A 24,423-nucleotide genomic window follows, 5' to 3' on the forward strand; every position below is an offset into this window, starting at 1 on the left:
CGCTTGTATGGCGGCTTTTTGGTGGGGTTAAGCTCAAAACATTTCCGATGAGGAAGCATGTCCACCCTCAAGCTTAGCGTTTCTACCAACGAATTTTTAAGTCCCAGCGACCTACCGCGTCATCTTCTTGCAAACCTGAATCTGGGGTACTCGCATGGCCAATAGGCGTTTTATACCTTCAGAGCAAGCTGCAGCATTCCTATGACGTCCGGACCATCCTCATTGATCCACGTCCCATAATGCTGGCGGATCATATTGCCGTTGGTATGCCCCATCTGTTCAGCGATCCAATCAATGGAGGCAATGCCCGTGGTCAGCAACTGACTGGCGTAGGTGTGACGGCATTGTCCTGGTCCACGATAGCGAACGCCGGCGGCAAGCAGATGAGCCTTGAAGAACCGGTCGCGCACGACAAAGTCGTTGGCATGCGGCAGGCCAGTCTTGGTGTTCAAAAACACGAAGTGCAGTGTATGCCGGCGCACGGTTTTGTTGTCTCGCTCAACGATCTCCACCGTTTCGGCTTTCCGCTTTCGGGTCAACGCATCGAGCTTGCGCAGCGCCTCCCAGGCGGGGGCCAGCAGGCGAACCTTACGCATTGAGCGCCGCGTTTTAGTGACGCGATAGGCGCCGCGTACCTTCGATCGGCGAAAGGTCACCATCCCTTGTTCCAGGTCAACGTCCTCCCAGGCCAAGGCGATCGTTTCAGATACTCGGGGCCCTGCCCACAACATGAACTGCACCATCAGCAGTTCGAAGGTGCGCGTTGTTGGCGTTTCGAGGATCTGTTTAATTTCGGCCCGGGTGAACGGGTCCGGCGCCTCGGGGTCAGGTAGGCGCACCATCAAACCTTCGGTGGGATCGTGGGCGACTTTCATCCTGGTGCGGTAGAGGCGAAACACTTGGCGCACGTTGCTGATGATGTCGCGGATGGTTTTGTTTTTGAGGGTCTTGGACAGCGTGTCCTGAATCCATACCTGCAGGTCCAGGTGGTCGATTGCGTTGATCTGCACCTTGCCCCAGCGCGGCCGCACATGCACCTCGGCTTTGTTGGCGTAACCTCTATAACTCGACGCCGCCACGCTGTTGGCCTTGATCCGCAACCACAGGTCCAGGTAGTGGCCGAAGGTGTTTTCCACCAACCTGGCCGAGTTCGGGAAGTGGCGTGCGTAATCAAAGGTGCCTGAGTCGATCTCGTACTCAATGATGGCGAGCAAGCGTTTCGCCTGGGCCACCGTGGCCGGCTTGTTTCCTCCTGGTATGGATTCGCGGCATTTTTCGCCGTCGTATTGAAAATAGATTCTCACGGAATTGCCGCGAGTTTCGACCCCACTCATGTAAACCCCTAACGCTGTACTCGTGTATCGACAGTCTGACGATCGGAAACGAAAAGGCCCGTTTCCGGGCCAAGTATCTGGAAGCGCATCTTCTGGTGGACGCGGCTTATGGCTTGGGCTTGCTGTTACGTAGATGCGCGTTCTGCAGCTGGCGCCGTCGGCTGCATTCCACGTGGTTACCCTGGGCACGCCACTTGCCGCACTGTTCGCAGAGGCTGGTGTAGTCAATGTTCCAGGGAAAGCGCCGTGCGGGTAATGCAGTAGGGCGGTTAGACATGACGTGAGGCGCCCCGGGTTGTGGGGTTGGCCAGCAACTGGGCGACGACGGCGGCATCTGTTTCGCTCAGTTCGCCCAGGGTTCTGGCCATCTGGCTAAGGCTTTCGAGGCGGGTGCGTGATTCAGGGGTCTTGTGCACCAGGTAGCCAATGACGGCCGCGCCAATAATCGCGGTGGCCACCAGGTGTCGTGCCGGTGTGGTAGCCTTCGTGCCGCTGCTGCTTTGGGTCTGTGCTTGCATGCTTTAGTCCTCAGTGGTGGTTGGGTGTCGGGGAGCTGCAACTCCTCGACACTGCTTTTTTAAAGGTCAGTCCTTACGCGCCAGGTGGATCACCAGGCCTTCAAAATTCGGCTCATGTTCACTGCATGATTGCCACTCCAATACCCTCAAAATCTGTTGCCGGCTGCAGTCGTCCACCAGAATTTCGCGCTGGCCACCGTCTGCCCTGACTTCCAGAATCTCCAACAAGCCATCCTCCCCATAGGCACCTGCCTGAATGATCGGCGCGCTCACGCCTGCGAAGTCCAGGCGGTCCTGCACGGCCTGCAGCTTGCTGGTATTGCCGTCGCCGGCCCTGCCCATAAACACTTGGATTTGCATCGGTCTCTCTCTCCTTTACGCCTTGAATGTCCAGCACTTCACTGTGGTCGGCCGGGGTTGTGAACACGGGTTGCGGTTGTTGAACGCAGCACGTACAGCGCTGTGAACCGCCTTGTTGCTGTCGACGAACTTGTGGGAACGCGACTCTTTGAGCAGGTCGCGCAAGGTGGCCACGTCGGCTAACTTCTGTTTGTGTTCAGCGGCGCGCTCGCAAAACTCGTTGAGGTTGATGGCGATCACAGCAGGGTCGGTGCTGTGGTCCACCACCGGGTCTTCGCTCAAGGATTCGAGGTAGTCATACACCTCCCAAAACTCGGCCACGGCCGCATGGTCGGAACTGATCGACGCCTGGCGCTCGATGGCCATGCGCACGATCTGGCGCTGGGTGGCAGCGACTTGGGGATCACTTAATTTCAGGACCAGGCGAATGCCGTCCAGCAGCGAGAGCATTTGCGCGTGGTTCTTGCTGATGCGCTCCACGCGGATGTAGCCGCGCAGGTCATAACCGCAGCTGGTGCAATTGCCTTGGTCACTGATGTAGGCCTGGCTGCAGGCGAAGCAATGGGTGTGCAAACGGCGTAACTTCGATTCGTGCTCGGGCATGCGCTGGGCGAACAGCTCAAGCACCACGGATTCTTTGCCCACGGCCCGCAACAGGAAGTGGCTGAGGGTGCCACCGTCCAGGGCGTTGAGCTGATCCGCTGCAGCACGGCTTTCCGGTGTGACGGTCGGGCGCACGAAGTGCAGCTTCACAATGCGCGTCATGATCGCTTCGTGGGCGACCACGGCCGCGTTTTGGCTGATTGCGATCGTCCCCCGGAATGGCGGCTCGTAAGTTTCGTTGCCCGCCGTCTTGACGCCTTTGGTGGCCAGGGTGCCGCCGCCGTAAAAGTCTTTCAGCTCGTCCCATTCGAAGGTTTTGGCGTGTGCCCGATCATCACCGTGGCGATCGGCTTCTAGGAACACCACCGGCATGCCGGATACCTGGCCCATCAGGCGAGAGCGCCCAGCCTTGGTAGATTTCATCGGGTCAAAGCCCTCATAGCCTTCGCGGCCGAGTAGTTTCCAAAGCAGGTTCAGCAGCGTGGTTTTGCCGGCGCCGGCTTCACCGGTGGCTTCCAGGAAAGGGAAGGACTGGTAGCGGGCGCGGATCTGTTCGCAGTACAGCGAACCAAAGAAGAACACCAACGCGACGAAGCCCTGGGCGCCGAAGCAGGTCCACAGCAACTGCACCCACTTTTCGTTGAAGTCCTTGGCTTCACGCTGCAGCTTGATCGGGACACCTTTCTGCAGGGTTTTCAGGCGCAGCTTGCCGAACTCGAAATAGTCTTCACTGTTGACCTTGTAGGTGGTGCCGTCCTTGATCGCGATATCGCCGTAGACGTAGCAGGCGTATTCCTTGCTGTAGCCCACGTAGTCGATCGTGGAAACGGTTTTGATGCCGAACAGCTGATCTTTCATGAGCTTGTCGAGTTGTTGGCCGCTGCCGGTGAACATGGCACCCGCCGCCATACCCAGCAGGCGCTTTTTAAATTCACTTGCGGCCGACAGTTGGCCGCTGGTGAAGGTGTTCTTCACGCTTTCGGAGTCGTGGGGGAAGTCCACGCGCATGTAGTACCAGGACTCGTCTGTGACCTCGTTACGTTGGAAATACAGCGCCTGGGGGTAGCAGTTGGCGATCTCCACGACGCTGCCGGATTGCTGCAACGCTTTTTCACGCTGTTGCGCCTGGTTGAGCAGTTGATCGTCGTGGTTCTCGCTGTCCTCGATGTCGGACATGGCTCGGTTGAATTTCTCCATGTCCAACTTGAACCAGTACAGGCGGCTGCCAAAACCCAAATGAAATTCCCCGCGCTTGTTCCAGTCGTACATGAGCAAGGCTTTTTCCGCCGCGCTCTCGGCCAGTAGCAGGGCGCCCTGGTGGCGGGCTTGCTTGAGGTCAGTCGCCATCTGGTCGGCGCGTTTGCTGTCGTCCTGGATGAAGCTCCAGCGTTGGTGAAGATCGTTCCAGTCGGACTTGCGACCATCGCGCTGGGGGATCTGTGCTGACTCGCAGATGAAGCCCAGGGCACGGGCTTCGCGCACCCATCGGCGGGTGTAGGCGTTTGCGCTCGGCTCGTTATCCAGCGCCCAAACCAGCTTGGGCAGTTTCCCGCCTTCCCGGGTTTTAACCAGTTCCTTTAGGGAGTCGCCGGGGAATGCGTTGGACGACATTGCCGATACGGCTGCAATGTCGTTATGCACCAGGGCGATGGCGTCAAAGATCCCTTCGACAATCCAAATTTCCTTGGCTTCTAGCAGGTCCACGCAGGGCGGGCACCACCAGACGCCGCGATAGCTGTCCTTGGATTTGAAGCGAGCCTTCATCTTGCCGAAGCGGTGCGGCTGATCGATCAGGCGTTCCCACCAGCCACCTTTCTCCAGGGCGAACCGCACCGTAGCGCTGCCGGCGTTGTGTTCAACGGAATAGAACGTTTCCTGAGTGAACCAGCCCTGGATCAGCTCAAATCGAAAGCCTCGGGCAAACTCCAGGTAAGCGCGTGCGGTGGCGTTGGGATGTTGATCTGTTGCCGGCGCGCGTTTGCTCCAGTCTTCAAACAGATCGTCGTACAGCTCTTTCACATGCAGGGTGTGGCCACACTTTTCAGGGCGACCACAAATCACCATCCATGGCGTGTCAAAACGGGAGTACAGCTCTTTCTTTTTGCACTTCGGGCAGGTGCCGCCGCGCATGTAGTCGGTGCCCGTGCGGTGCTTGAGCCCGAAGTCGGACTGCAGGCGTTGCAACACGTCGTGGCGAAGATCTTCTTTCATGGGGTTACTTCACTGCTTTGAGGCTGTGGGACAGGGCTGCCATGAGGCGCTTTTGCGCAGCCATGACCGGGATGTGGGCGAGAATCGCGCCATGGCGCAGACCTGCCTTAACAAGGCGAAATTGGTCTGCGTACCAGTGCTCGTTGAGGCTCAACCGATACTGTTCACGTAGGTTGGCCAGCAACGCCTCGGCCTCAGCCGGTGGCAGTTGGGTGGTAACAATTACGGCGTTTGCCATCGTTAAACCTCGATTTCGGGCGCAGCTCACCCAAACCCACGGGATGTGAGGCCGACGATAGGTTGGGTTAGGTGTTAGGGAGTGACGGAGCGCTGGCGAAACGCGCCTTTGACCAGGTCGGTTTGGGCGAGCGCGGTCAACTTGATTGCAACCGGTTCGGCCACATCGAACTTGTCCACCAGGTAGTTGCTTGTACGATTGAGTAGCACCGGCAGGTCGCCCAGGTGTTCAGCTTGATGGCGCTCAAGGAAGGCGAGTGCAGCGTTTTGCATGCGCTCTTGATAGTCCAAGATATTGGTTTGGGTGCTCATTGAACCTTCCCCGATCGAGCGCGGTAGAGGTCAATGGCCGCATGGACTTCGGCGGTGCGTGCAGCCATGTGCAAGACGTGCGCGTTCAGGATGAGTTCGGCTTCATCCTCAGTGATGACTCCGTCCTCAAGCGCCTTCGCAATGACCTGGTCAACGGTGCCCCGCATAGCAGAAGCCTGCACAGACCGCGTATACATCTCTACGTTGTCGAGGTTTTCAGGGTGGACGACAGGTACGAACATGCCGCCATACATTGCCGCGACGTAGGTGGGTAAGTGCTGACTGCCTGTGACTTGCTCCAGTTGGAAGATCTGCAGGTCTGTCAGTGGGCGGCAGTTATTGTTCTCGTAAGCATGGTTGTCGAACTTTTTGAGAGACAAACCGACGTGAGCGGCAGCGCCTTCGCGACCACCTTCAAAGTTGCAAATTATTGCGCTAACGACTTCACGACGTGTTTTTAGAACCTGACTTTTCATCTTCTGCTGTTCCCTCAGAGACCTGACCATTACTGTGCAATTACGCCGTCTTTGATGCCTAACAGGACGGCAGCACGATGGGCCTCCCCACGACGGCATTGGCTTTGGCCATTTAGCACCGCGTAGACGGTGCTGGGGTTGAGGTTGTGTAGTTCTGCAAAATTTTTCGCAGTCTGGCCACGCTTCTCCAAGGAAGCACGCGCCTGCTGGCGAGCTTGCTCGGCAATGGTTGAGTTGGGCATAGTGCAATTCCTTGCGTTTTCATGTGATGACAAACGCAGGATGTGGCAAAAAACTGCCAATGTAAATATGCGGATGGAAAAATATTGACACTCTCCGAAGAGATTGGCGCAAGGCTGCGCCAACAACGAGCCCAGGCTGGGCTGACGCAAGATCAAATTGCGGAACATCTTGGTGTCTCGAAAAGAACTCAAGGAAACTACGAGTCCGGTGCCAGTGACGCCCCCGCGTCCTACCTGAGCATGGCTGCTAGTTTGCTCGGATTTGACGTGCTCTACATCGTTAGCGGAACTCACACGACTCTGAACGCCGATGCTTTGTCTGAGGTTGAAGACAGCATTGTTCAGCAGTACCGCAGTATCCCGGCGGATGATCAAAGAGCCATTCGGCGCTTTGTAAAGGCCCTGGCAGATGATGCAGTCAAAGGGGTGAACTGACCGCGCTTTTCCTGCCTTACTAATAGCTCGCCCCCATATCACTGCGTCAGCAATGGATTTTATGGAGTGGTAAGCATGTTGGATCGCACAAACGCCGATGCCGGTTATGTTGAATTTGGGGCATCTGCGCAGTATGAGCTTTCGCATATTGAGCACCGTCTGATCGGCTTCTATCGCCAGTTGAGCCAGCGTGACCAGGAGCAATTGCGCAGGCTCACCGAAGCGCTGATAAGCAATCCGGATCAGCTCGACGACGATTGATTCCTGAACCGCCGGCATGTCGTTGTCGGCGGTTTTCATCAAGCGACTGCCTGCGATCCAAGCTTTTCAAATAGCTCTCTTTGTTGCGCCCTGGGCATGTCTCTGAGCCGGTCGATCAGTAGTCTGTCGAACGTTTGTGCAGACGGGCTAAGCGTGTGGGAAAACGTGAGATTTGCTACCCAACTGTGGCCGCACTTTGCATCGAGGCATTGGCAGTATAGTTTTGCGAAGTCAGCAGATAGCACCTCACGCGATGCAATACGGCCTTTGTGCCCACACTTACAAGTCACTCTCATGGTTCCCTCCCCAGGGCGCAGCTAATTGCCACTATGTTCGCATGTGGTGCAGAATATTTCTCTACCTTTGAGTCTTTAGGTAGCGGTTTCGCCTGCGTTATCGAGCTTTCTCCAGTCGATACGCCTGTCCTGTCGAAGAGTGTCATTCAGTTGGTTAAAGAGCTGACAGATCGGCCTGATTTCGTTACTGGTGTACACGCGATCGATTTTCTCGATGTCGCCGAACCCGCCGTTGTTCTCGGGGATGATTCCGGCCAGGGCCGGGTTCATACGCCAGGCGGCGATCACATCGTTGCGGGTGATGTTCTTCACCTTCTCCAGCTCGTCCTTGGCCTGAAAGTCACCCACGGGGATGATTTGAATCGCGTTCTCCTTCCCGTTGGGGATGTTGACGAACATCGAGCGGAAGTTGCCCACACCCTTACTGGCGCTAATCTGTGCGCGCAAGTTGTCTTCGTCTTCCTCGGTCAGATCCGGGTCGTTGGTGTAGAAGATGTAACCCGCGTGCGCGCCGTTGCTGTAGTAGCGCCGGCGGAACAGGGTCGCGGCCTCGTTGAGCAACAGCGCCTGCAGGCCGCCCAGGTAGTCAGGAACCCCATAGATGTTCTGTTCCACGTCGTAGTCAAGGACGTGTTCGATTTCGTCCTGGGAGAAGTCCATGTATTTACTGTCGGGCAGTAGCATCCGGAACCCGCCGTCGACCTTCACCCGCATGTTGATTGCCGGCAGGTGCTGCATCTCCAGCACTTCGCCGAAGGCGTTGGTGTCGCGGTAGAAATACGCCTCGCCAAACACCATGTAGTCGAGGCTAGCCCGGCCCATGGTCTGGGTGCTGCAGCCGTCGGACGGGATGAATTCACGCAGCAGCAGGTTGCGCTTGAACTTCGGAATAGCGCCGTGGTGCGCGTTGGCGCGCAGCAGCTTGGCCAGGCCCGCTCGCGACACTGGCGGCTTGTAGATCTCGCCGTCGTCGCTGAGAAACACCCCCAGGTACTCGCCGATGTTGCCGGACAACACCTGTTCGGGTTCCCCGAAGGTGAACGCCCGCATGGGTTGCGGCTGTCGCGCCTGCTGGGTGGCTTGAGGCTTTTCGTGTCGTGGCTTGGGCATTGGTTCCGCTCGTGACGTAGCGGCTACGGCGCCGCTTGTTGGTGTTGAGGGGCTCATTGAACAGGGCGTGCATGATCGACCAGGCGATATCGGCGTGACCGGTGGCGTCGGTGCGCGAAGCGCTGTAGGTGACTTGGCCGCTGGTGGTGGTGCCGCGTTTGATGGTCAGGAACGCCTGGGCGATGTCGGTCCAGCCGGCGTCCCACTCGATGCGACTGCCCTGGATCGTGTCCTGGGCCTTGAGGACCAGTAGGTTCTTGGTCTCCAGGCTGTAGTGGATCGGCGTGGCTTTGGGGTAGAAGTCGCGCACCAGGTCGAACACGCCATAGCCCACACCGGTGATGTCGATTCCGATGTGTTGCACGTTGAAACGTTCGGTAAGCTTTTTGACCTGGGCTGCCTGGTAGTTGAACGAATGCCCCCGCCAGCTGTGCTTTTCCAGGATGCGGAATTTCGCCCCGTGTTCCAGCGATGGGGCGACCACCACACACGTGGCGTCGTCGCGGGTGCGGCTCGGGTCGTAGCCCAGCCAGACAGGACTGTTGCCGAACGGCCGATCCAGTTCCGGGTCGTAGTCTTTCCACAGCGACAAGTCGGAGTAGCAACGCTCCAGATCCTTGAGGCCGAAGGCGCTCTGGCTGCTGTCGATGAACTTGCAGTAGAACAGCTGCTGGAATTTGTCTTCGTCGTACTCCAGCTGCAGCTGCTTCAGGTCGAACAGATCGCACCCGCCATCGATCGCGTCCTGGATGGTGATGGTCTTGCGCCATTGGCCGTCGGGGCACAGCGCGCCCTGGGTGTAGGACGCCTCGGTGGGCCAGGTGCCGCCAGCTTTCTTGCCGCGTTTGCTGTTGCGGAATTCCTCCCCGGACCAGAACGGGTATGCCTGGTGCGATACCGCGCTGGGCGTCGAGAAGTAGGTTTTGCGCCACTTCTTGTGGGTGCCCATGGCGCTGGCCACGGTGCTGAGCTTTTCGAAGTCGCGGATCCAGAAGTACTCATCCACGTACACATGGCCGTGGTAGCCCTGGGCGGTGCTGCTGTTGGTCGACAGGAAGCGCAGCTCGGCGCCGTTGCTAAGCGTGATCGGGTTGCCGGTCAGCTCGATATCGAACCACTGCTTGGCGAACTGGATGATGTAGCTGCGGAAGATCTCCGACTGCGAGCGGCTGGCCGACAGGAACACCTGGTTGTCGCCAGTGAGTACCGCGTCCATGAACGCTTCGCCGGCGAAGTAGTAGGTCAGACCGACCTGGCGGCTTTTGAGGATGTTGCGGATCCGGCTAGTCAGCGGGTTTTGCTTGGCCGCGAACAGTTCCTGCTGATAGCGGTACATCTTGCTGATGAACTTATCCAGGAAGTCGACTTCGGTCAGCCCGCTGATGTCGTTCTTGGCCTTCTTTTCCTTTTTCCTGTCGCCGCCTTCGCCACGGCTGGAGCGTTCGCCACGCGAGCGTTTGCGTGGTTCCTGGGGCTCGCCCTGGTCGTCGCCGTTCGATGCCACCACCGGTGCTGGCTTGGCCGCTTGTTTCAGCAGTCGTTCGCGAACAACGGTCAGTCGGTCTAGTTCGTTCAGATCGTCTTTGGACAGGCTGCCGACTTTGTCCAGGAGCAGGGTGATCCGCCGGCCGACGGCAGTCAGCGGTTCTTCGTCCGACAGCATGTCTTCCCAACCGCCCTGACGGATCCAGTAGTAGACGATTCGTATGTTGGGCAGGTTGAGCTGCGCCTGAATTTCCTTGGCCTTACAGCGGCGCAGAAACAGGCGTTTGGCGGCTTCTTTAACTTCGGTCGAGTAGTACATGGGCCGCAGTCTATGCGGCGAAAACGCTGGAAACGCGGGGTTAAATTCCGTGATCCGCCTATATCGCGAATATAGGAGAAACGCGCATTTGAACCGTTTGTTTGAGGGCTGACGGCTACCTATCTTGGCGGCTCATTCAGCGATTGAGCGCAGTTAAACCCATGCCCCGTTCCCTTGTTTCGTTCTGGAAACGTGTCGCCACCAGCGGAGCCACCGTTGATGGGCGCGCAATCCTTCCCCAGGAACTGCGCGACATCGCTGAAACCTACAAACCATCCTTCTACACGGCGGTGATCTGGTGCGACCACGAACGTTGGCCAGGCTCCCACGGCACCGTCTACGCGGTGCGTCTGGTGGAAGAAGCCGAAGACCTGGAACCCGGCGAAGTGGCTTTGGAAGCGCAATTGAAGCCCAACGACCGCCTGCTGTATCTGAATGACCAGGGCCAGAAGCTGTTCAGCAGCATCGAAATTACCCCGGACTTCCGTGGCAAGGGCAAAGCCTACCTGACTGGTTTGGGCGTTACCGACCAGCCTGCCAGCGTGGGTACTCAGGAACTCTACTTCTCCCACAAGAACAACCGCGCCTCCTACTACGCCGCGTCGGTCGAACTCGGCCGCCTGCAGGACGACAGCCCAAACACCGCCGAAACCGGCCTGATAGATGCCCTGACCGGCTTTTTCAAGCGTTTCGCTGCAGGTGCGCTGCCCACCGAAACCATTCCACCCAACACAGAGAGCAAACCCCCAATGGATGAAGCTACAGCAACGGCTTTGACGGCCCTGGTGGAGCAGCTGCTGGTTGTCGCTGCCGGCCTTCAAGCCGTCATCGAGCCCGCCGCCGCCGATGCGCCTGAACCCGATCAAGACCTGATCGATGACGTCAGCACGGCCGTGGACGAGATCGTGGCCACCGCCGAGCAAGAGCGCGAATTCCGCCGCCAGAGCAAGGGCAACCAGTCCGTACTTGCCAAGCTGGATGCATTGCAGAAGCAGTTCAGCGCCCTGCAGAACAACTCAACCGGACGCCAGTTGCCGCGCAATCCCGGCCCGGTAACCACCGTCAAAAAGCGGGTGCTCTGACATGGCTTATTCACTGAGCGCCTACGGCGCCAAGATGTACGCCGAACTGCAACTGGCCATCGCTGAAAGCTACGGCGTGGAGTTGGCCAGCAAGCACTTTAGCGTCGACCCGACCATTGCCCAGGAGCTGAACGACGCCATCACGGCTAAGTCGGACTTCCTGGAGCGGATCAACGTCATTCCGGTGACCGAGATCAAAGGCCAGAAGGTCTTCATTGGCGTGTCGGGTCCGGTCACTGGTCGCACGAACACCAAGACCACCGATCGCGAAGCCAAAGATGCGTCGTCGCTGGATCAGGACACCTACGAGCTGTCGTCGACCGAGTCTGATGTTGGCCTGCCTTACGCCAAGATCGATGCCTGGGCCAAGTTCCCGGACTTCCATCAGCGTTACTCCGCAGCTGTGCAGAAACAGATCGCGCTGGACCGCATCATGGTCGGTTTCCATGGCACCCATGCTGCCGTGCAGACCGACATCGAAAAATACCCGATGCTGCAGGACGTCAACAAAGGCTGGCTGCAACAGGCACGTGAACAGATCCCGGCCCAGGTACTCAAGGAAGGCAAGGTCGCCGGCAAGGTAACCCTCGGCGCCGGTGGCGACTATGCCAACCTCGATGCCCTGGTGCACGACACCAAGCAGCTGGTGGACGAGCGTCTGCGCGATGCCGGCGACCTGATCGCGATCATCGGCACCGACCTGCTGGCCGCCGACAAGGCCAAGCTGTATTCGAAGCAGGGCGACACTCCGACCGAAAAAGAGCGCATCGAAGAAGCCCAGGTAATCGCCACCTACGGCGGCCTGCCGAGCTTTAGCGTGCCGTTCTTCCCGGTCAACGGTGTGGTCGTCACCAGTTGGGACAACCTGTCGATTTACTTCCAGGACTCCAGCTGGCGCAAGCAGACCGTCGACAATCCAAAGCGCTCCCGCGTTGAGGACTACAACAGCCGCAATGAAGGTTATGTGATCGAGCAGCTGGAAAAGTTCGCCATGACCGAAAACGTGGAGCTTGTGGCGTGAGTCTGGCCCTTGCGCACAAGCGCCGCACCATCGCGCTGGGAGGCGCCGCCATTACGGCGGCTGCCGTCTCCGCAGCGCTTCCTTACTCGCCGGCGGAAGCCCTGAGCAGCCCCGCCAATGCACGCAAGCACCTGCTGCTGCAGGAAGCGGCATTGGACCAGGACCTGGCGCGCATCAGTGCGATCAATGGCCTGGCCGGACGCCAGGCACTCAAGCGCGACGAGCTGCTGCCCAAGTACCAGGAATACGTACAGCGATATTGCGAGTCGGGTTTGGTCTTCCCAAATCGCGTTGCGGTGCAGGTGTTGGTCTGGCTGTTCGACACCGCCCAGTTCGAAGACGCCCTGGAGCTGGCCGACGTTCTGATCGAGCAGGACCAGCAGATGCCGGAGCGCTTCAAGCGCCGCGACATCAAGACCTTTGTCGCTGACGCCGTGTGCGAGTGGGCCTACGCCGAATACAAAGCCAACCGCAGCCCAGAGCCTTACCTCTCCGACTTGCTGCCCCTGGTTGACGGTGAGTGGCAACTTACGGAGCAGATCCCGAGCAAGTACCACAAGTTGATCGGTATGCGCGCCATGGAGGCCGGGAATTTTGAGGTCGCACTCAAGCACCTGGAGCGCTCAACGGAGCTGTACGCACAGGCCGGCAACGACACCCGCATCGAAAAGGTCCGCAGAGCCTTAGCAAAACAAGCGGCCGCTACCTCGGCCACCGAATAACCGACTACCCCCCCCAGCGGGGACCTGTGGAAGTGAGCCGCCCATTTATGGACCGTCCCACTGAAAACAGGCTCCCCGCCCTATTTGAGCGGTCAGTATGAGCTTTTCAGGTAAACCCACCACCCTGGTGGAACTGGCGATCGAGAACGACGGCTTTTGGCCGAACCTCGATGTGGCCGAGTTTCAGAAGGGCTATCGCCTGCCGGCGGAATACCTGGTGGAACTGCTGACGGCTGAATTGACCACGGCGATGACCGAGGTCAACAGCGACTTGGCCACGTGCAAAGCGCGTTGGCAGAACCAAGGTGTCACCACCTTGGAATCTGCGGCCCCTATGGTGCTGCCGGAGCGCACATTTCAAGCCGCGACGTACAAGCGCGCCGTGTATTGCCGGGCCAAGGCCACCTTGCTGACCCAGTTCGCAACCATCATCCGCCGCGAAAGCGCCGAAAACCTGGGCAAGGAATTGCCCGATCGCCCGGAAACCTTCCTGGCATTCAGCCAACAGGCTGTGCGCTCGCTGCAGGGCCGTGGCCACATCACGGCGGCGTTGCTATGAACAAGCTCCGCGCCCTGACCACCTACCTGATCGGCCTCGACCTGGTGCTGCCCGAGCAGATCGACAGCTGGGCCGAGCAGGTCAACTTGGACCTGATCTGGAAAGACACCACCCAGGGCCTGCACATGGGCGATATGCGTTATCGCGCCGTAGTCGTGATCGAGCGATTCGCCGGCAACCCGGCCTTGTTGATGGCGCTCCTCGGCGGCTGGCTGGAAACCAACGATCCCGATCGGGACGACGACCTGCCGGCGCCGACGTTCGCCGTCGACCAGATCACCCCGGACGAAGCGGATCTGGAACTGACCCTGGAGTTTGTCGAGGCACAGCACCTGGCAGAAGACCCCAACGGCAAGGTCGAGGCCTTCGGCAAAACGTGGGGCCTGGTCGACTTCGACCTGTGGGTTGCTGAGCAAGGCGAGGTCCGCGGCGGTGGCGCGTAGCACTTTCGAGCTGGACGTACGGGGCCACCTGGGCGTTCGCGAGCAGCTGGCGCTATTAAGTCTGCCCCCGCAGCTGCGCCGGCGTTTGCTCAACAACGTCACCAAGCGCGTGCGCACCATGAGCCGTAAGCGGATCCGCGAGCAGCGCAACCTGGACGGCTCGGCCTTCGATGCGCGCAAGGGCGACGGCAAGGGCAAAAAGAAGATGGAAGCCGGCCTTGGCAAGTTGCTCCAGGTCACCAGCGTGAGCGCGGACTCCGCAACCCTGGGATGGCGTAACGGCCTGACCGGCTGGGTCGCTGCGCAGCAACACCACGGCGCGACCGAGCGCCGTACTGCCGCGCAGATGCGCCGGTGGAACAAGGTGCCCGAGGGCCTGGCCGCGACGGACAAACAGGCAAAACGTCTGCGCCGCTTGGGCTTCAAGGTTCGCCAGAAGGGCAAGAAGAGCCTTTCCCGGCCGACCGTGGCATGGATTCAAGAGCACGTGAACTACGCCAAGGCGGGCCTGCTGATACGCATCCTGTCCGACGAAAAGGCCGAGGGCAACGGCGCGCAAAGCTGGGAAATCACCCTGCCGAAACGCCAGTTCCTGGGCGTCAGTACCGACCGGGATACCAGCCTGCTGGTTAACCAGGTGCTGGCACAAATCCTCAACTCCCCCAAATAACGAGGCACTGCATGGCACTTGGCAAAGTCAGCGTTAACAATCTCAACCTCGGCCAGGGTGCCGTGACCGAGATCGAGCGCTATTTCCTGTTTATTGGTCCCGGCGCTAAGAGCGTCGGTAGCCTGATCGCCTTGAACACCGACAGCGACCTGGAAGCGGTCCTGGGCCAGCCCGTCAGCGACCTGAAAACCCAAGTCGCGGCGGCCAAGGCCAATGGCGGCGACCGCTGGGCTTGCCTGGCGGCTCCGATTGCTGCCGATGGTGACTGGCTTGTCGCCCTGGAAAAGGCCCAGCAGCAGGGCTTTTCTGTGGAAGCCGTGGTGATCACCAAACCGGTGGCCGCTGCTGCTGAACTCTCGGCCATGCATGACGCCGCGATCGCCGTCAGCAACACCTACGGGCGTCGTGTGTTTGTGATGGCCAGCACCGTCGGCATCGCTGCAGAACAGACCTGGTCGGAATACCTGGCCCAGCAAAAGGCGATCACCAAAGACCTGGCTGCACCGCGTGTCCTGGTCGTGCCCCAGTTGCACGGCAATGACTTGGGCGTCCTGGCTGGGCGCCTGGCCAATGCAGCGGTCAGCATCGCAGATAGCCCGATGCGCGTGGCCAGCGGCGCCCTTTTGGCCTTGGGCAGCGTTCCCAAAGACAAAGACGGCCTGCCGCTGCCATCGGCCGTCCGATCGGAACTCGACAAGGCGCGCTTCTCTGTCTCGCAAACCTACCCCGACTACCCGGGCGTGTTCTGGGGCGACGGCAACATGCTCGATGCGCCGGCGAGTGACTTCCAGGTGGTCGAGTACCTGCGTTTGGCTGACAAGGCCGCTCGCCAGGTGCGACCGCTGTTGATTCTGCGTGTCGCCGATCGGCGCCTGAACAACACGGCCAACAGCATGGCGGCCGCAATCAGCGCGTTTATGAAGCCGCTGCGCGTGATGGCCAAGTCCACGACCTTCGCCGGGCAGGTGTTCCCGGGCGAGATCGAATCCCCGAAAGACGGCGACATCCAGCTGGTCTGGCACACCAAAACCAAGGTTGAGGTGTACATCAAGATCAAGCCCCTCAATTGCCCGAAAGACCTCACGGCGAACATCGCCCTGGACCTTTCCAACGACGATTCGGAGTAATCCCGTATGTCCCGTATTGGCGGTAAAAACTTCGACATCAACCTGGGCGACCTGCAGATCCATGTTGAAAGCTGCACCCTGGACGTCACCGATAACACCGCCGTGGCGCAATCCCGGGGCGTGCCCAACGGGCACGTCGACGGCGATGTGTCGTGCAGCGGTGAATTCGAATTCGACACCAGCAATTTCAACCTGCTGATCGAGGCCGCTCGCGCTGCCGGCAGCTTCCGACAGTTGGAGCCCTTCGACTCGGTGTTCTTCGCCAAGGCCGGCGACGAAGAGCTGCGCATTGAGGCCTTCGGCTGCAAGTTGAAGGTATCCAGCCTGCTGAGTGTCGACCCCAAGGGCGGCGAGAAGTCCAAGCACAAGGTGCCTTTCGACGTCACCAGCCCGGATTTCATTCGCGTCAACGGCGTGCCGTACCTGGCTGCTGCAGAGATCGAGGGCCTGCGCTGATGGTTTGCCCGTTCGATCGCGCCCAGGCCCTGGAACAACGTCAGCGTGACGCGGCGATCGCGGCCGCACTTGCTGCAGCACGGCCGAGCGGGCCAAGCCTGACCCACTGCGAAGACTGCGATAAGCCTATCCCGGAAAAGCGCCAGGCCCTGGGCGGGATGACTCGCTGTGTTCCATGCCAATCACTTGTTGAGCAAGGACAGCGCCGATGACCGCTCGCGCCAAGCCCAAAGGCACCCTGGAAAGCCGCTTCGCAGTGCTTGAACACCGCGTCAGCGACCTGGAAGAACGTCACGAAACCGTGCCGACCCGTGTCACACGGCTGGAGGGCGAATTCGAACACATGGCGGTACAGCTCTCGGATTTGAACGATGGCCAGCGCGAGCTGACGGCCACCGTGTCCGACATCGGCACCAAGGTCACCCGCATGTTGGCGGTACTGACCGTGCTGGGTGTGGTCGCGCAGATGGTAGGGCCGGCGCTGTTGCGGATCCTGTTCCCATGAGCCTGCGCGGCAAGATCGCCGCCGGTGGCATCACGCTCTGCAGCTCCGCATTGGTCGTGTTCTTGGGCACTTGGGAAGGTAACGGCCAGAACACCGTGTACGCGGACAAGTTGGCTCGTGGCCTGCCGACCGTGTGCAAGGGCATCACCCGTTACACCAGTCCGTACCCGCTGATTGTGGGTGACTACTGGTCGCCGGCGCGCTGCGCTGAGGTGGAGCAGCTGGTGGTCGAGAAAGGCCAACTGGCCCTGGCTGACTGCCTGACCAATCCGGCGATCGGGCAGAAGACCTTCGACGCCCTGAGCAGCCATGGCCACAACTTTGGTACGCCCAGCACCTGCGCCAGTCGCGCCGTGGGCTTGATCAATGCCGGCAAGATTGCAGAAGGCTGCAAGGCGCTGGCCTGGGGCCCCGACGGCCAGAGCCCGGTGTGGTCGTCGGTCACTGACGCCAAGGGCCGCAAGCGCTTTGTTCCGGGGCTGCACGCTCGCCGGCGTGCCGAAGCGGCCATGTGCGCGGAGGGGTTGTGATGCTGCGCGAGATCCTGTTTCCGCTGCTGCTGTGCGTGGTCGCATTTATCGGCTTCGACATCCTGGAGGGGCAACGCGACACCGCCCGCCAGGAGCGTGACAACGTCCTGTTCGAAGTGACGGGCCTACGCGAAGCCGCCCGGATCAGCGGGGAAATGCTGGCCGACCGTGACGCGATCGATCTGAGACGAACCCTGGAGCTGAACCATGAACGCGCTTCAAACCTTCTGCTGCAGCGCTCTGTTGACGATCGCCGTCAGCGGCTGCACGTCAACGCCACTTGCAGTGCCGCCGGCACCGAAAAAGCCAGCGCCGGCGGCGTGGCTGATGCAGCCGCCGCCGAACTCGCAACAGACGCTCGACCGGATTATTTCACCCTCAGAGATCAACTTGCCCTCAGTAAGCAAATGATCCTGGGCCTGCAGGACTACGTGCACCAGGTGTGCCTGCGCTGACCCGAAACCCCTTTAAACCAACCACCACAACGGATACGAACAATGAGCCAGACCCAAGCCCGCGAAATCACCCTGGAAGTAGGCGAAAAGGAATTCACCTTCACCCTGACGCCCCAAGACGTGACCAAGTACTTCAATGCCATGACCGCAAACAACAAGGTCGCACCGTCTTTCAACCTGCTGAGCAGCACCGTGCTGCCGGCTGAAAAGGCCGGTCTGCGCGAGGTGTTGGCCAACCCGGTGATGACCATGCAAATCGCCGGCGCGCTCCTCGAGGAGTACGCGCCTGACGTCGAGATCATCGTAAAAAAGCCCTTGAGCACGCTGACCGCCTGACCGAAGACGGCCTGGGCCAGTTGCTGGCCCTGACCAACCGTTGGCTACCTGGTGCCGAGCCCAGCATCGAGAACATGGGCACGGCCAAGTGGCTGGATGACGAATATTGGAAACGCATGGAATTTGCCGTCGCAAGCGGCATTGCCCGTGCGTTGAACGGATAGGAACCACATGGCCGATCGTAGCGCCCGCCTGGACTTCATCCTGGCCCTGACCGACAAGGTCACCGCGCCCCTGGGCAAGGTGAAGATGGGCTTTTCCGAGCTGACCGAGCAAAGCGAAAAGAACATCAAGACCATGGGCATGGGCCTGGCCGGTGTGACGGGCGCTTTTGTCGGCATCAACGAATCACTGCAGCCCGCGCTGGAGATGAACCGCGCCCTGGGCGAGGTCAAATCCCTGGGTGTGGCCGAAGATGCGCTGACGGCTTTGAATCAGAAGGCCCTGGAGTTCTCGGTGAACTATGGCGAGAACGCCCGGGATTTTGTGGCGTCCGCCTACAGCATTGAGGGCGCTATCAAGGGGCTCACGGGCAGCCAACTGGCGACCTTCACCAACACCAGCAACCTGTTGGCCAAGGCCACCAAATCCGACGCCGAGACCATGGGCGCCTACGTGGGCACCATGTACAACCTGTTCAAAGGCCAGGCTGACACCATGGGCAAGGGCGAATGGGTTGAAAAACTCGGTGGGCAGACTGCCTTGGCCGTGCAGCTGTTCCGCACCGACGGCGCCCAGCTCAAGGACGCTTTCAAGGAAGTGGGCTCGATCGCCACCGCCGCCGGCGTGGATATCGCCGAGCAGTTCGCGGTGATCGGCTCGCTGAGCAGCACCATGGAAGGCGGCGACGCCGGCGGGCGCTTTAAGGCGTTCTTCGAAAACCTGGGTGCTGCGTCCGAGAAAATGGGCCTTAAGTTCACCGACTCCAACGGCAAGGCGCTGCCCATGCTGCAGATCATGGACAAGCTGCAGGGCAAGCTGGGCGACCTGACCAGCGCGTCGGCCAGCGCCAAGCTGATGGAGGCGTTCGGCGGGGAGGGCGCCCAGGTAATCGGCTCCCTGGCCAAGGACACCGACCGCCTACGCAACGGCATGGAAAAGCTGGGTAAGGTGCGCGGCCTTGAAGACGCGCAGAACATGGCCATGGCCATGGTCGACCCGTGGCAGCAGTTCGGCGCAGCGGTCGAAGCGCTGCGCATCGCCTTTGGCCAAGCGCTTATTCCGATCCTGACGCCTTTGATGGCCAAGCTGTCGGGCATCGCCGGCACCATGACCCGCTGGACGCAGATGTTCCCCAACATCACCCGGGTGATCGGCATCGTCACGCTGACGATCCTGGCGTTGATCGCTGTTATGTCCCTGCTGACCTTTGCCGTCGGCGCCGGCCGTATGGCCTGGCTTGCCATGGTCACCGTCTGGAAATTGGTGCAGATGATGAGCCTTCGGACCACCGCCGTGTTCCTGATGCAGAAGCTGATCATGCTGACCTATATCACCGTGGTCTATGGCCTGACCGCCGTTCTGACCCTGATTCGCGGCGCCATGCTCATGTGGCAGGGCGCGATCTGGCTGGTCAACGCGGCGCTGCTGGCCAACCCGGTCGTGTGGATCGTGATCGGGGTTATGGCCTTGGTCGCGGCGGTGATCGCTGCCGTTGTGTACTGGGACGAATGGACGGCTGCGCTGATGAACAGCGAAGCGTTCAAGTGGGTCAGCGACCAACTGACCGCGCTGTCGGACTGGTTTGCATCGATGGGCGGCTGGTCCGGGATGGCCAAGGCTGCGTGGGACGGGATCGTGGCGATCTTTCACACGGCTATCAACGGCCTGATCGAGATGTTGAACAAGATCCCCGGCGTCGACATTGAAACCCGCTTCGGCGCTATGCCCGAGGTGCCCGGTACTGACATCGGCCTCAACACCATGGACAGCGCTGCAGCAGTGCAGCGGGCCCAACAGACCATCAACGCGGCCATTCCAAGCCTGTCGCCAGCGCGGCCCAACGCCGTGCCCCAGGGCGGGCTGCTGACCAGCATCCAGAACAACAGCAGCAGCCAGAACAAAGGCATGCACGTGGAGAAAGTCGAGATCCACAACAGCAAGCCTATGACCTCGCTGGAGATGGAAAACATGGTTGCCATGTCGGTGGGCGGATGAGCGAGTACATCGATCTTCTGATTGTCGGCAATGACCTGGTGCTGGACCTGTCGCGTCAGCCGCTGCTGATCGATGACCGGGCCAGCATCGCCCAGGACATCGCCCACATGATCCGCGACAGCGGCCTGCTGGTCACTCTGGTGGCCGAGCGCGATCGCCTCAAGCAACGCGACTGTATCCAACAACTGGAACTGCTGGTTGAGGCCGACGAGCGCCTGGTGCCAGGTACCGCGCAGATCACCCAGCTGCAGCCGGGCCAGTACCTGGTCACGGCGACAACCCTGAAATTCGGCAATATTGAGGTGGCTTTGTGAGCGACGTAGATTTCAAGCAGGCGCTGGCCGACGCCGGCATTCCCACGACCGAGGCGGGGCTCCTGCAGGCGTGGGAAAAAGAGGTAGCCGCCCAGGGCAGCAAACTGAGCAACACCAGCGCCTATTCGCCGTTCTGGCGCGTGGTGCGCGCCCTGGTGACCAAACCGGTGCTGTGGATCCTTGATTTTTTCGTGGCCACGGTGCTCCCCAACTTTTTCGTCAAGACCGCTGTAGACGCCTGGCTCGACATGCTGGCCTGGGCCGTGAACGTCGAGCGCAAGGGTGCGACCAAGGCCAAGGGCTTTTTGCTGTTCACCCGCGAAGCCGCCGGCGGCGCCCTGGAAGTGCCGGCCGGGACAGTAGTGCAGTCCGCATCGATCAATGGCCATATCTACCAGGTGGTGACCACGGCGGTGGGTATCTTCGCCGATGGGTTGATGCAGCTGCAGATCCCGGTCGAGGCGGTCGACACCGGCGCCGGTTTCAACCTGGCCCCGGGTTATTACGCGATCTTGCCGGTACCGGTACCGGGCATTGCCCAGGTGGTGAACACCGACGGCTGGTTGACCACACCAGGTGCAGATCCTGAGCCCAACGACGAGCTGCGTTTGCGTACCCGCAACCAGTTTTCAGCGGTCAACCAGTGGCACACCGACGCGGTGTATCGCGCCATGATCTCGGCCTTTCCAGGCGTGCGCCCGGATGGCGTGTATTTCCAGCACGGCGCGCCACGTGGCCCGGGCAGCGCAAACGCCTTTGTTCTGTTCGACGCGGACGTGCCGGCAGCGACATACCTGGAGCAAATCAACGCGCATATCCGCGACCAGGGCAACCATGGCCACGGCGATGACCTGTTGGTGATGGTCATGCCTGAAACCCAGCACGCGGTGAAGTTGGAGATCTGGCCGCGCTCGACATTGACCACTGAACAGCGGGCAACCCTTAAAGACAACGCCGCGCTGTTCGTGCGTGCCGCATTCCGTGACAGCACCGCCACGGATTTCCAGCCGACGCTGACCTATCCCCAATCGCGGTTTTCATTCAGCCGCCTGGGCGAAGAGCTTCACCAGCAGTTCGCCGGCATCGAGTCATTGCGCTTTACCAATGCCGACATCATCAGCGAACTGAACATTCCGCGGATCCAGAGCTTGGAGGTGCTGCTGCATGATTAAGCTCGACTTGCCGTTTTGGCTCGATGGGACCGAGCTGGCCAAGCTCAAGGCCGCCGCCCAGTCCTGGTGGGAAAAGGTCGAAGGCTGGTTGCGCTGGCCGCTGCTGCAGATGGATGCGGACACCTGCCATATCACTGTGCTGGACCTGTTGGCCTGGCAGCGGGACATCACCCGCTTCAAGGGCGAGCCCGAGGCCTTGTACCGCCTGCGGGTCAAGTACGCCTTTATCAACGCCGTCGACGCCGGCAGCACCGCCGGCATGAAACGCATCCTGGAGCGCCTGGGCGTCGGTTATGTCGAGATTGAGGAGCGCCAGGCCGCTCGCGACTGGGACGTAGTGCTGCTGCGTTTCTCCGACTCCCAGTTATCGCAGAACCCCGAATTGCTACGCGTGCTGATTCAGCAGTACGGCCGCACCTGCCGGCGTTATGACTTTTCCACCATCACACCGGTGCCGGTGCAGATCGCCCTTGTCCACTTTCACGACGATCAGCAAACGCTGGTCGCCAGCCTTTAGGAGCCCTCATGGGAGCCGTTATTACCCTTGCAGGTGAAAGCCTGATCGCGCAAAAACAAGCCGCCAACGCGGCGTTGAAAGTCAGCCGATTCATTTTTGCCAACGTGCCCGGGTTGAACCCAACCGCACCTGTTGACCGTGCCGCGCCGAAGCCTATGGCGGCGCAGATCGTGTATACGCATCAGATCCCGTCCGAGCATGTTGGCTATGTGAACCCCAACCAGGTCGTGTACAGCGCACAGATTGGTTCGGACGTTGGCGACTGGGACTTCAACTGGATCGGACTGGAGACCGCCGACGGCGTGCTGTTCGCCGTGGCGTATGTACCAATGCAACAGAAGCGCCGCAACATTCCACCGCTGCAGATCGGTAACAACCTCACCCGCAACTTCCTGATGGCGTTTGACGGTGCCCTGGCTCTGACTGGTATCACCATTGACGCCAGCACCTGGCAGCACGACTTCACTGTACGGTTTGCCGGTGTCGATGAGCGCGAGCGCTTGAGCAACCGCGACGTCTATGGGCGCGCCTGCTTCTTTGGCAGTTCGCTGCAGTTGGAAAAGGTCGGTGGCAGTTACCAGCTCAAGCCTGGCACCGCCTACATCGAGGGCATTCGCCTGGTGCAGTCGGCGACCTTGCCAGTTGTGCCGCCGGCGTTGCCCGCAAAGGCCTGGCTGGATGTTGTGCTGCAGCGCGAGCTGAGCGACGTAGTGGCCAGCTGGACGGTGGTGTTCGGTGCTGAAAAAGCGGACTACATCGACGCCTTGGGTGTGAGGCACTACTGCGTAGCCCTCGCGGATCTGACTGACTCCAGCATGACGGATCGTCGTCCCGTGGAGGCCATTGACGGTCCTTTGGTTCAGCAGTTTGCACTGCGAAATGGTGACTACGAGCAACTGCGCGCCCGTGCGACCACTAAGGATGATGTGAAGCTGGGTAACTTGCCTAATGCAATCAGCGATGATCCAGAAAGCAACAGCAGCGTAGTTCTGGCTACCACAAAGGCAGTGAAAGCTTCCGCCGCTTTGATCTGGACGGCTCTTGCCAATGTTGTATCCGGTGCCACTGTCGTGGGCAGGGCGGCGGTATTGGCGACCGCTCGAAAGATCACCTTGGGCGGAGCGTTAACGGGCAACGTCGGTTTCGACGGGAGTGCCGATGTCACCCTTACAGCTACCTTAAACCAGGCTACTGAAGCGGTGGTTGGTGGGGCTAAGGTGGCGACCCAACAGCTAACAAATGTTGGGGCAGACGATACCGTTTACGTCACCCCGAAGAAATTACGATGGGGCTTTCTGCTGAGCTTGACCGCGAACGGCTATGTGGTTTTCCCAACTTGGTTGGGTGGCTTGATCATTCAATGGGCGCGGGGTGTTCACACCAATGTAGGTGACAGTACGCAAACCATCGCGCTCCCATTGGCTTTTCCTTCGACCAACCTTTTTTCATTGTCCGGCACCATTGCAGTGAGCAATGTCACCTCCGACATGTGGTTTCAAACCATGACCGCTAGCAAAGAGTCAGTCGTCGTTGTCGCTCAATGGTCCGGGACAGGTAGCGTCAGTGCCGGTGCTTACCCTCAAGTCCTGGCCATAGGATATTAATCATGCAGCGTTTCTATAGCCCGAGCCTGGGCACCACGTACTTTCCTGCAATGCACGCCAGCATTCCCGATGACGCAGTCCCCATCAGTGAGGTGTTGTACCTGTCGGTGATTGCCAACCCACCGATGGACAAAGTGCGTAGCCACGACGCCAACGGCTTACCTATCCTCATCGATCCTCCGCGACTGCAGCCCGTATACGACGCGCAAACAGCGAGGATCAACGCGGCCTGTGAGTCGGCTATCACCGCAGGGTTTTGGTCGTCGGCCTTAGGCACACGCCATCAGTACAGCAGCGAATTGAACGACCAGCTCAATTTGACCGGCGCCGTGTTGGCTGGACTGGATACGCTCTTCGCCTGCCGTGATGAGGCAGGTGTGAGGGAGTTTCGCCCGCATACCTACGCGCAGATCCGCCAGGTCGGAGAAGACTTCACCCTAATCAAACAGCAGCTACTGCAAAAGGCATACGCTCTCAAGCAGCAGTTGGATGATGCGCTTAGCGCGGGTGACCTTGACGCACTGGAGGCTGTGAAGTGGTAAGCACTCCAAACG

At 59.9% G+C, this 24,423-nt stretch carries 33 protein-coding genes; 22 read left to right on the forward strand and 11 right to left on the reverse strand.

The features are described 5' to 3' along the window. Positions 1-170 precede the first annotated feature (170 nt). The 8 genes from C9990_RS07300 to C9990_RS07335 all read right to left on the reverse strand — a co-directional run bounded on the left by C9990_RS07300 (position 171) and on the right by C9990_RS07335 (position 6,293). Positions 171-1,334 carry an Arm DNA-binding domain-containing protein gene (locus C9990_RS07300; protein ID WP_106802885.1) on the reverse strand — a complete coding sequence of 388 codons (1,164 nt, stop codon included), beginning with the start codon at positions 1,332-1,334 and terminating at the stop codon, positions 171-173. Positions 1,335-1,603: 269 nt separating this feature from the next. Next, complete coding sequence (locus C9990_RS07305) at positions 1,604-1,852, reverse strand: hypothetical protein (RefSeq protein ID WP_106802886.1); 249 nt, start codon at positions 1,850-1,852, stop codon at positions 1,604-1,606. Between the two features lie 66 nt (positions 1,853-1,918). After that, complete coding sequence (locus C9990_RS07310; protein ID WP_106802887.1) at positions 1,919-2,212, reverse strand: hypothetical protein; 294 nt, start codon at positions 2,210-2,212, stop codon at positions 1,919-1,921. A gap of 15 nt (positions 2,213-2,227) precedes the next feature. Beyond that, positions 2,228-5,026 (reverse strand): toprim domain-containing protein, encoded by a 2,799-nt coding sequence (locus tag C9990_RS07315; RefSeq protein WP_106802888.1) that lies wholly within the window; start codon positions 5,024-5,026, stop codon positions 2,228-2,230. 4 nt (positions 5,027-5,030) lie between these two features. Then, positions 5,031-5,264, reverse strand: a complete 234-nt coding sequence (locus C9990_RS07320; RefSeq protein ID WP_106802889.1) for a hypothetical protein — start codon at positions 5,262-5,264, stop codon at positions 5,031-5,033. Positions 5,265-5,338: 74 nt separating this feature from the next. Continuing rightward, the gene (locus C9990_RS07325; RefSeq protein ID WP_106802890.1) at positions 5,339-5,575 is read right to left on the reverse strand and encodes a hypothetical protein; all 237 of its coding nucleotides are present in this window, start codon (positions 5,573-5,575) and stop codon (positions 5,339-5,341) included. Next, the gene (locus C9990_RS07330; RefSeq protein WP_305887957.1) at positions 5,572-6,051 is read right to left on the reverse strand and encodes a YmfL family putative regulatory protein; all 480 of its coding nucleotides are present in this window, start codon (positions 6,049-6,051) and stop codon (positions 5,572-5,574) included. The genes C9990_RS07325 and C9990_RS07330 overlap by 4 nt, the downstream gene beginning before the upstream one ends. Before the next feature lie 29 nt (positions 6,052-6,080). Further along, the gene (locus tag C9990_RS07335; protein WP_106802892.1) at positions 6,081-6,293 is read right to left on the reverse strand and encodes a DNA-binding protein; all 213 of its coding nucleotides are present in this window, start codon (positions 6,291-6,293) and stop codon (positions 6,081-6,083) included. Between the two features lie 42 nt (positions 6,294-6,335). Here C9990_RS07335 and C9990_RS07340 point away from each other — a divergent pair, with 42 nt between their 5' ends. Together C9990_RS07340 and C9990_RS07345 are read left to right on the forward strand one after the other, a co-directional pair. After that, positions 6,336-6,728: a helix-turn-helix domain-containing protein gene (locus C9990_RS07340; RefSeq protein WP_256595064.1), complete on the forward strand. Its 393-nt coding sequence runs from the start codon at positions 6,336-6,338 to the stop codon at positions 6,726-6,728. 75 nt (positions 6,729-6,803) lie between these two features. Next, positions 6,804-6,989 carry a hypothetical protein gene (locus tag C9990_RS07345; RefSeq protein ID WP_106802894.1) on the forward strand — a complete coding sequence of 62 codons (186 nt, stop codon included), beginning with the start codon at positions 6,804-6,806 and terminating at the stop codon, positions 6,987-6,989. Positions 6,990-7,027: 38 nt separating this feature from the next. Here C9990_RS07345 and C9990_RS07350 read toward each other — a convergent pair whose 3' ends face one another. The 3 genes from C9990_RS07350 to C9990_RS32685 all read right to left on the reverse strand — a co-directional run bounded on the left by C9990_RS07350 (position 7,028) and on the right by C9990_RS32685 (position 10,199). Then, positions 7,028-7,285 carry an ogr/Delta-like zinc finger family protein gene (locus C9990_RS07350; RefSeq protein ID WP_083221499.1) on the reverse strand — a complete coding sequence of 86 codons (258 nt, stop codon included), beginning with the start codon at positions 7,283-7,285 and terminating at the stop codon, positions 7,028-7,030. Between the two features lie 75 nt (positions 7,286-7,360). Next, positions 7,361-8,230, reverse strand: a complete 870-nt coding sequence (locus C9990_RS07355; protein ID WP_256595151.1) for a phage portal protein — start codon at positions 8,228-8,230, stop codon at positions 7,361-7,363. Next, positions 8,142-10,199, reverse strand: a complete 2,058-nt coding sequence (locus C9990_RS32685) for a terminase large subunit domain-containing protein (protein ID WP_106802896.1) — start codon at positions 10,197-10,199, stop codon at positions 8,142-8,144. The genes C9990_RS07355 and C9990_RS32685 overlap by 89 nt, the downstream gene beginning before the upstream one ends. Before the next feature lie 161 nt (positions 10,200-10,360). Between C9990_RS32685 and C9990_RS07365 the strand changes: the two genes are divergently transcribed. The 20 genes from C9990_RS07365 to C9990_RS32425 all read left to right on the forward strand — a co-directional run bounded on the left by C9990_RS07365 (position 10,361) and on the right by C9990_RS32425 (position 24,411). Then, on the forward strand, positions 10,361-11,281 hold the full coding sequence (locus C9990_RS07365; RefSeq protein WP_106802897.1) for a GPO family capsid scaffolding protein: 921 nt from the start codon (positions 10,361-10,363) through the stop codon (positions 11,279-11,281). 1 nt (position 11,282) lies between these two features. Beyond that, positions 11,283-12,302, forward strand: coding sequence for a phage major capsid protein, P2 family (locus tag C9990_RS07370; RefSeq protein ID WP_078834482.1), 1,020 nt, complete (start codon positions 11,283-11,285; stop codon positions 12,300-12,302). Beyond that, a complete protein-coding gene (gene gpM, locus C9990_RS07375; protein WP_106802898.1) occupies positions 12,299-13,024 on the forward strand; it encodes a phage terminase small subunit in 726 nt (241 codons plus the stop codon). The genes C9990_RS07370 and gpM overlap by 4 nt, the downstream gene beginning before the upstream one ends. Before the next feature lie 97 nt (positions 13,025-13,121). After that, a complete protein-coding gene (locus C9990_RS07380) occupies positions 13,122-13,583 on the forward strand; it encodes a head completion/stabilization protein (protein ID WP_106802899.1) in 462 nt (153 codons plus the stop codon). Beyond that, positions 13,580-14,026 carry a phage tail protein gene (locus C9990_RS07385; RefSeq protein WP_106802900.1) on the forward strand — a complete coding sequence of 149 codons (447 nt, stop codon included), beginning with the start codon at positions 13,580-13,582 and terminating at the stop codon, positions 14,024-14,026. Before C9990_RS07380 ends, C9990_RS07385 begins: the two co-directional genes overlap by 4 nt. Next, entirely contained in the window at positions 14,016-14,696 is a 681-nt protein-coding gene (locus C9990_RS07390) for a virion morphogenesis protein (RefSeq protein ID WP_106802901.1), read from the forward strand. The genes C9990_RS07385 and C9990_RS07390 overlap by 11 nt, the downstream gene beginning before the upstream one ends. A gap of 11 nt (positions 14,697-14,707) precedes the next feature. Continuing rightward, positions 14,708-15,823 (forward strand): DUF2586 domain-containing protein, encoded by a 1,116-nt coding sequence (locus C9990_RS07395; RefSeq protein ID WP_106802902.1) that lies wholly within the window; start codon positions 14,708-14,710, stop codon positions 15,821-15,823. A gap of 6 nt (positions 15,824-15,829) precedes the next feature. Then, complete coding sequence (locus C9990_RS07400; RefSeq protein WP_106802903.1) at positions 15,830-16,279, forward strand: phage protein; 450 nt, start codon at positions 15,830-15,832, stop codon at positions 16,277-16,279. Then, entirely contained in the window at positions 16,279-16,491 is a 213-nt protein-coding gene (locus C9990_RS07405) for a TraR/DksA C4-type zinc finger protein (RefSeq protein WP_106802904.1), read from the forward strand. The genes C9990_RS07400 and C9990_RS07405 overlap by 1 nt, the downstream gene beginning before the upstream one ends. Next, entirely contained in the window at positions 16,488-16,784 is a 297-nt protein-coding gene (locus tag C9990_RS07410) for a hypothetical protein (RefSeq protein WP_065909425.1), read from the forward strand. Before C9990_RS07405 ends, C9990_RS07410 begins: the two co-directional genes overlap by 4 nt. Continuing rightward, on the forward strand, positions 16,781-17,314 hold the full coding sequence (locus C9990_RS07415) for a lysozyme (protein WP_106802905.1): 534 nt from the start codon (positions 16,781-16,783) through the stop codon (positions 17,312-17,314). The genes C9990_RS07410 and C9990_RS07415 overlap by 4 nt, the downstream gene beginning before the upstream one ends. Further along, complete coding sequence (locus C9990_RS07420; RefSeq protein WP_106802906.1) at positions 17,314-17,769, forward strand: lysis system i-spanin subunit Rz; 456 nt, start codon at positions 17,314-17,316, stop codon at positions 17,767-17,769. The genes C9990_RS07415 and C9990_RS07420 overlap by 1 nt, the downstream gene beginning before the upstream one ends. A 42-nt stretch (positions 17,770-17,811) precedes the next feature. Further along, positions 17,812-18,105 (forward strand): putative phage tail assembly chaperone, encoded by a 294-nt coding sequence (locus tag C9990_RS07425; protein ID WP_078834472.1) that lies wholly within the window; start codon positions 17,812-17,814, stop codon positions 18,103-18,105. 20 nt (positions 18,106-18,125) lie between these two features. Continuing rightward, a complete protein-coding gene (locus C9990_RS33040) occupies positions 18,126-18,269 on the forward strand; it encodes a hypothetical protein (protein ID WP_157955048.1) in 144 nt (47 codons plus the stop codon). A 7-nt stretch (positions 18,270-18,276) separates the two neighbouring features. Beyond that, positions 18,277-20,262, forward strand: a complete 1,986-nt coding sequence (locus C9990_RS07430; RefSeq protein WP_106802907.1) for a phage tail tape measure protein — start codon at positions 18,277-18,279, stop codon at positions 20,260-20,262. After that, on the forward strand, positions 20,259-20,576 hold the full coding sequence (locus C9990_RS07435; RefSeq protein WP_106802908.1) for a DUF2590 family protein: 318 nt from the start codon (positions 20,259-20,261) through the stop codon (positions 20,574-20,576). The genes C9990_RS07430 and C9990_RS07435 overlap by 4 nt, the downstream gene beginning before the upstream one ends. Then, the gene (locus C9990_RS07440) at positions 20,573-21,748 is read left to right on the forward strand and encodes a baseplate J/gp47 family protein (RefSeq protein ID WP_106802909.1); all 1,176 of its coding nucleotides are present in this window, start codon (positions 20,573-20,575) and stop codon (positions 21,746-21,748) included. The genes C9990_RS07435 and C9990_RS07440 overlap by 4 nt, the downstream gene beginning before the upstream one ends. Then, positions 21,741-22,265: a phage tail protein gene (locus tag C9990_RS07445; protein ID WP_106802910.1), complete on the forward strand. Its 525-nt coding sequence runs from the start codon at positions 21,741-21,743 to the stop codon at positions 22,263-22,265. Before C9990_RS07440 ends, C9990_RS07445 begins: the two co-directional genes overlap by 8 nt. An 8-nt stretch (positions 22,266-22,273) precedes the next feature. Beyond that, on the forward strand, positions 22,274-23,869 hold the full coding sequence (locus tag C9990_RS07450; protein ID WP_106802911.1) for a phage tail protein: 1,596 nt from the start codon (positions 22,274-22,276) through the stop codon (positions 23,867-23,869). 2 nt (positions 23,870-23,871) lie between these two features. Further along, entirely contained in the window at positions 23,872-24,411 is a 540-nt protein-coding gene (locus tag C9990_RS32425) for a hypothetical protein (RefSeq protein WP_177410325.1), read from the forward strand. Positions 24,412-24,423 lie beyond the last annotated feature (12 nt).

This window comes from Pseudomonas sp. S5D5 (assembly GCF_003013355.1).
Classification (GTDB): Bacteria; Pseudomonadota; Gammaproteobacteria; order Pseudomonadales; family Pseudomonadaceae; genus Aquipseudomonas; species Aquipseudomonas aylmerensis.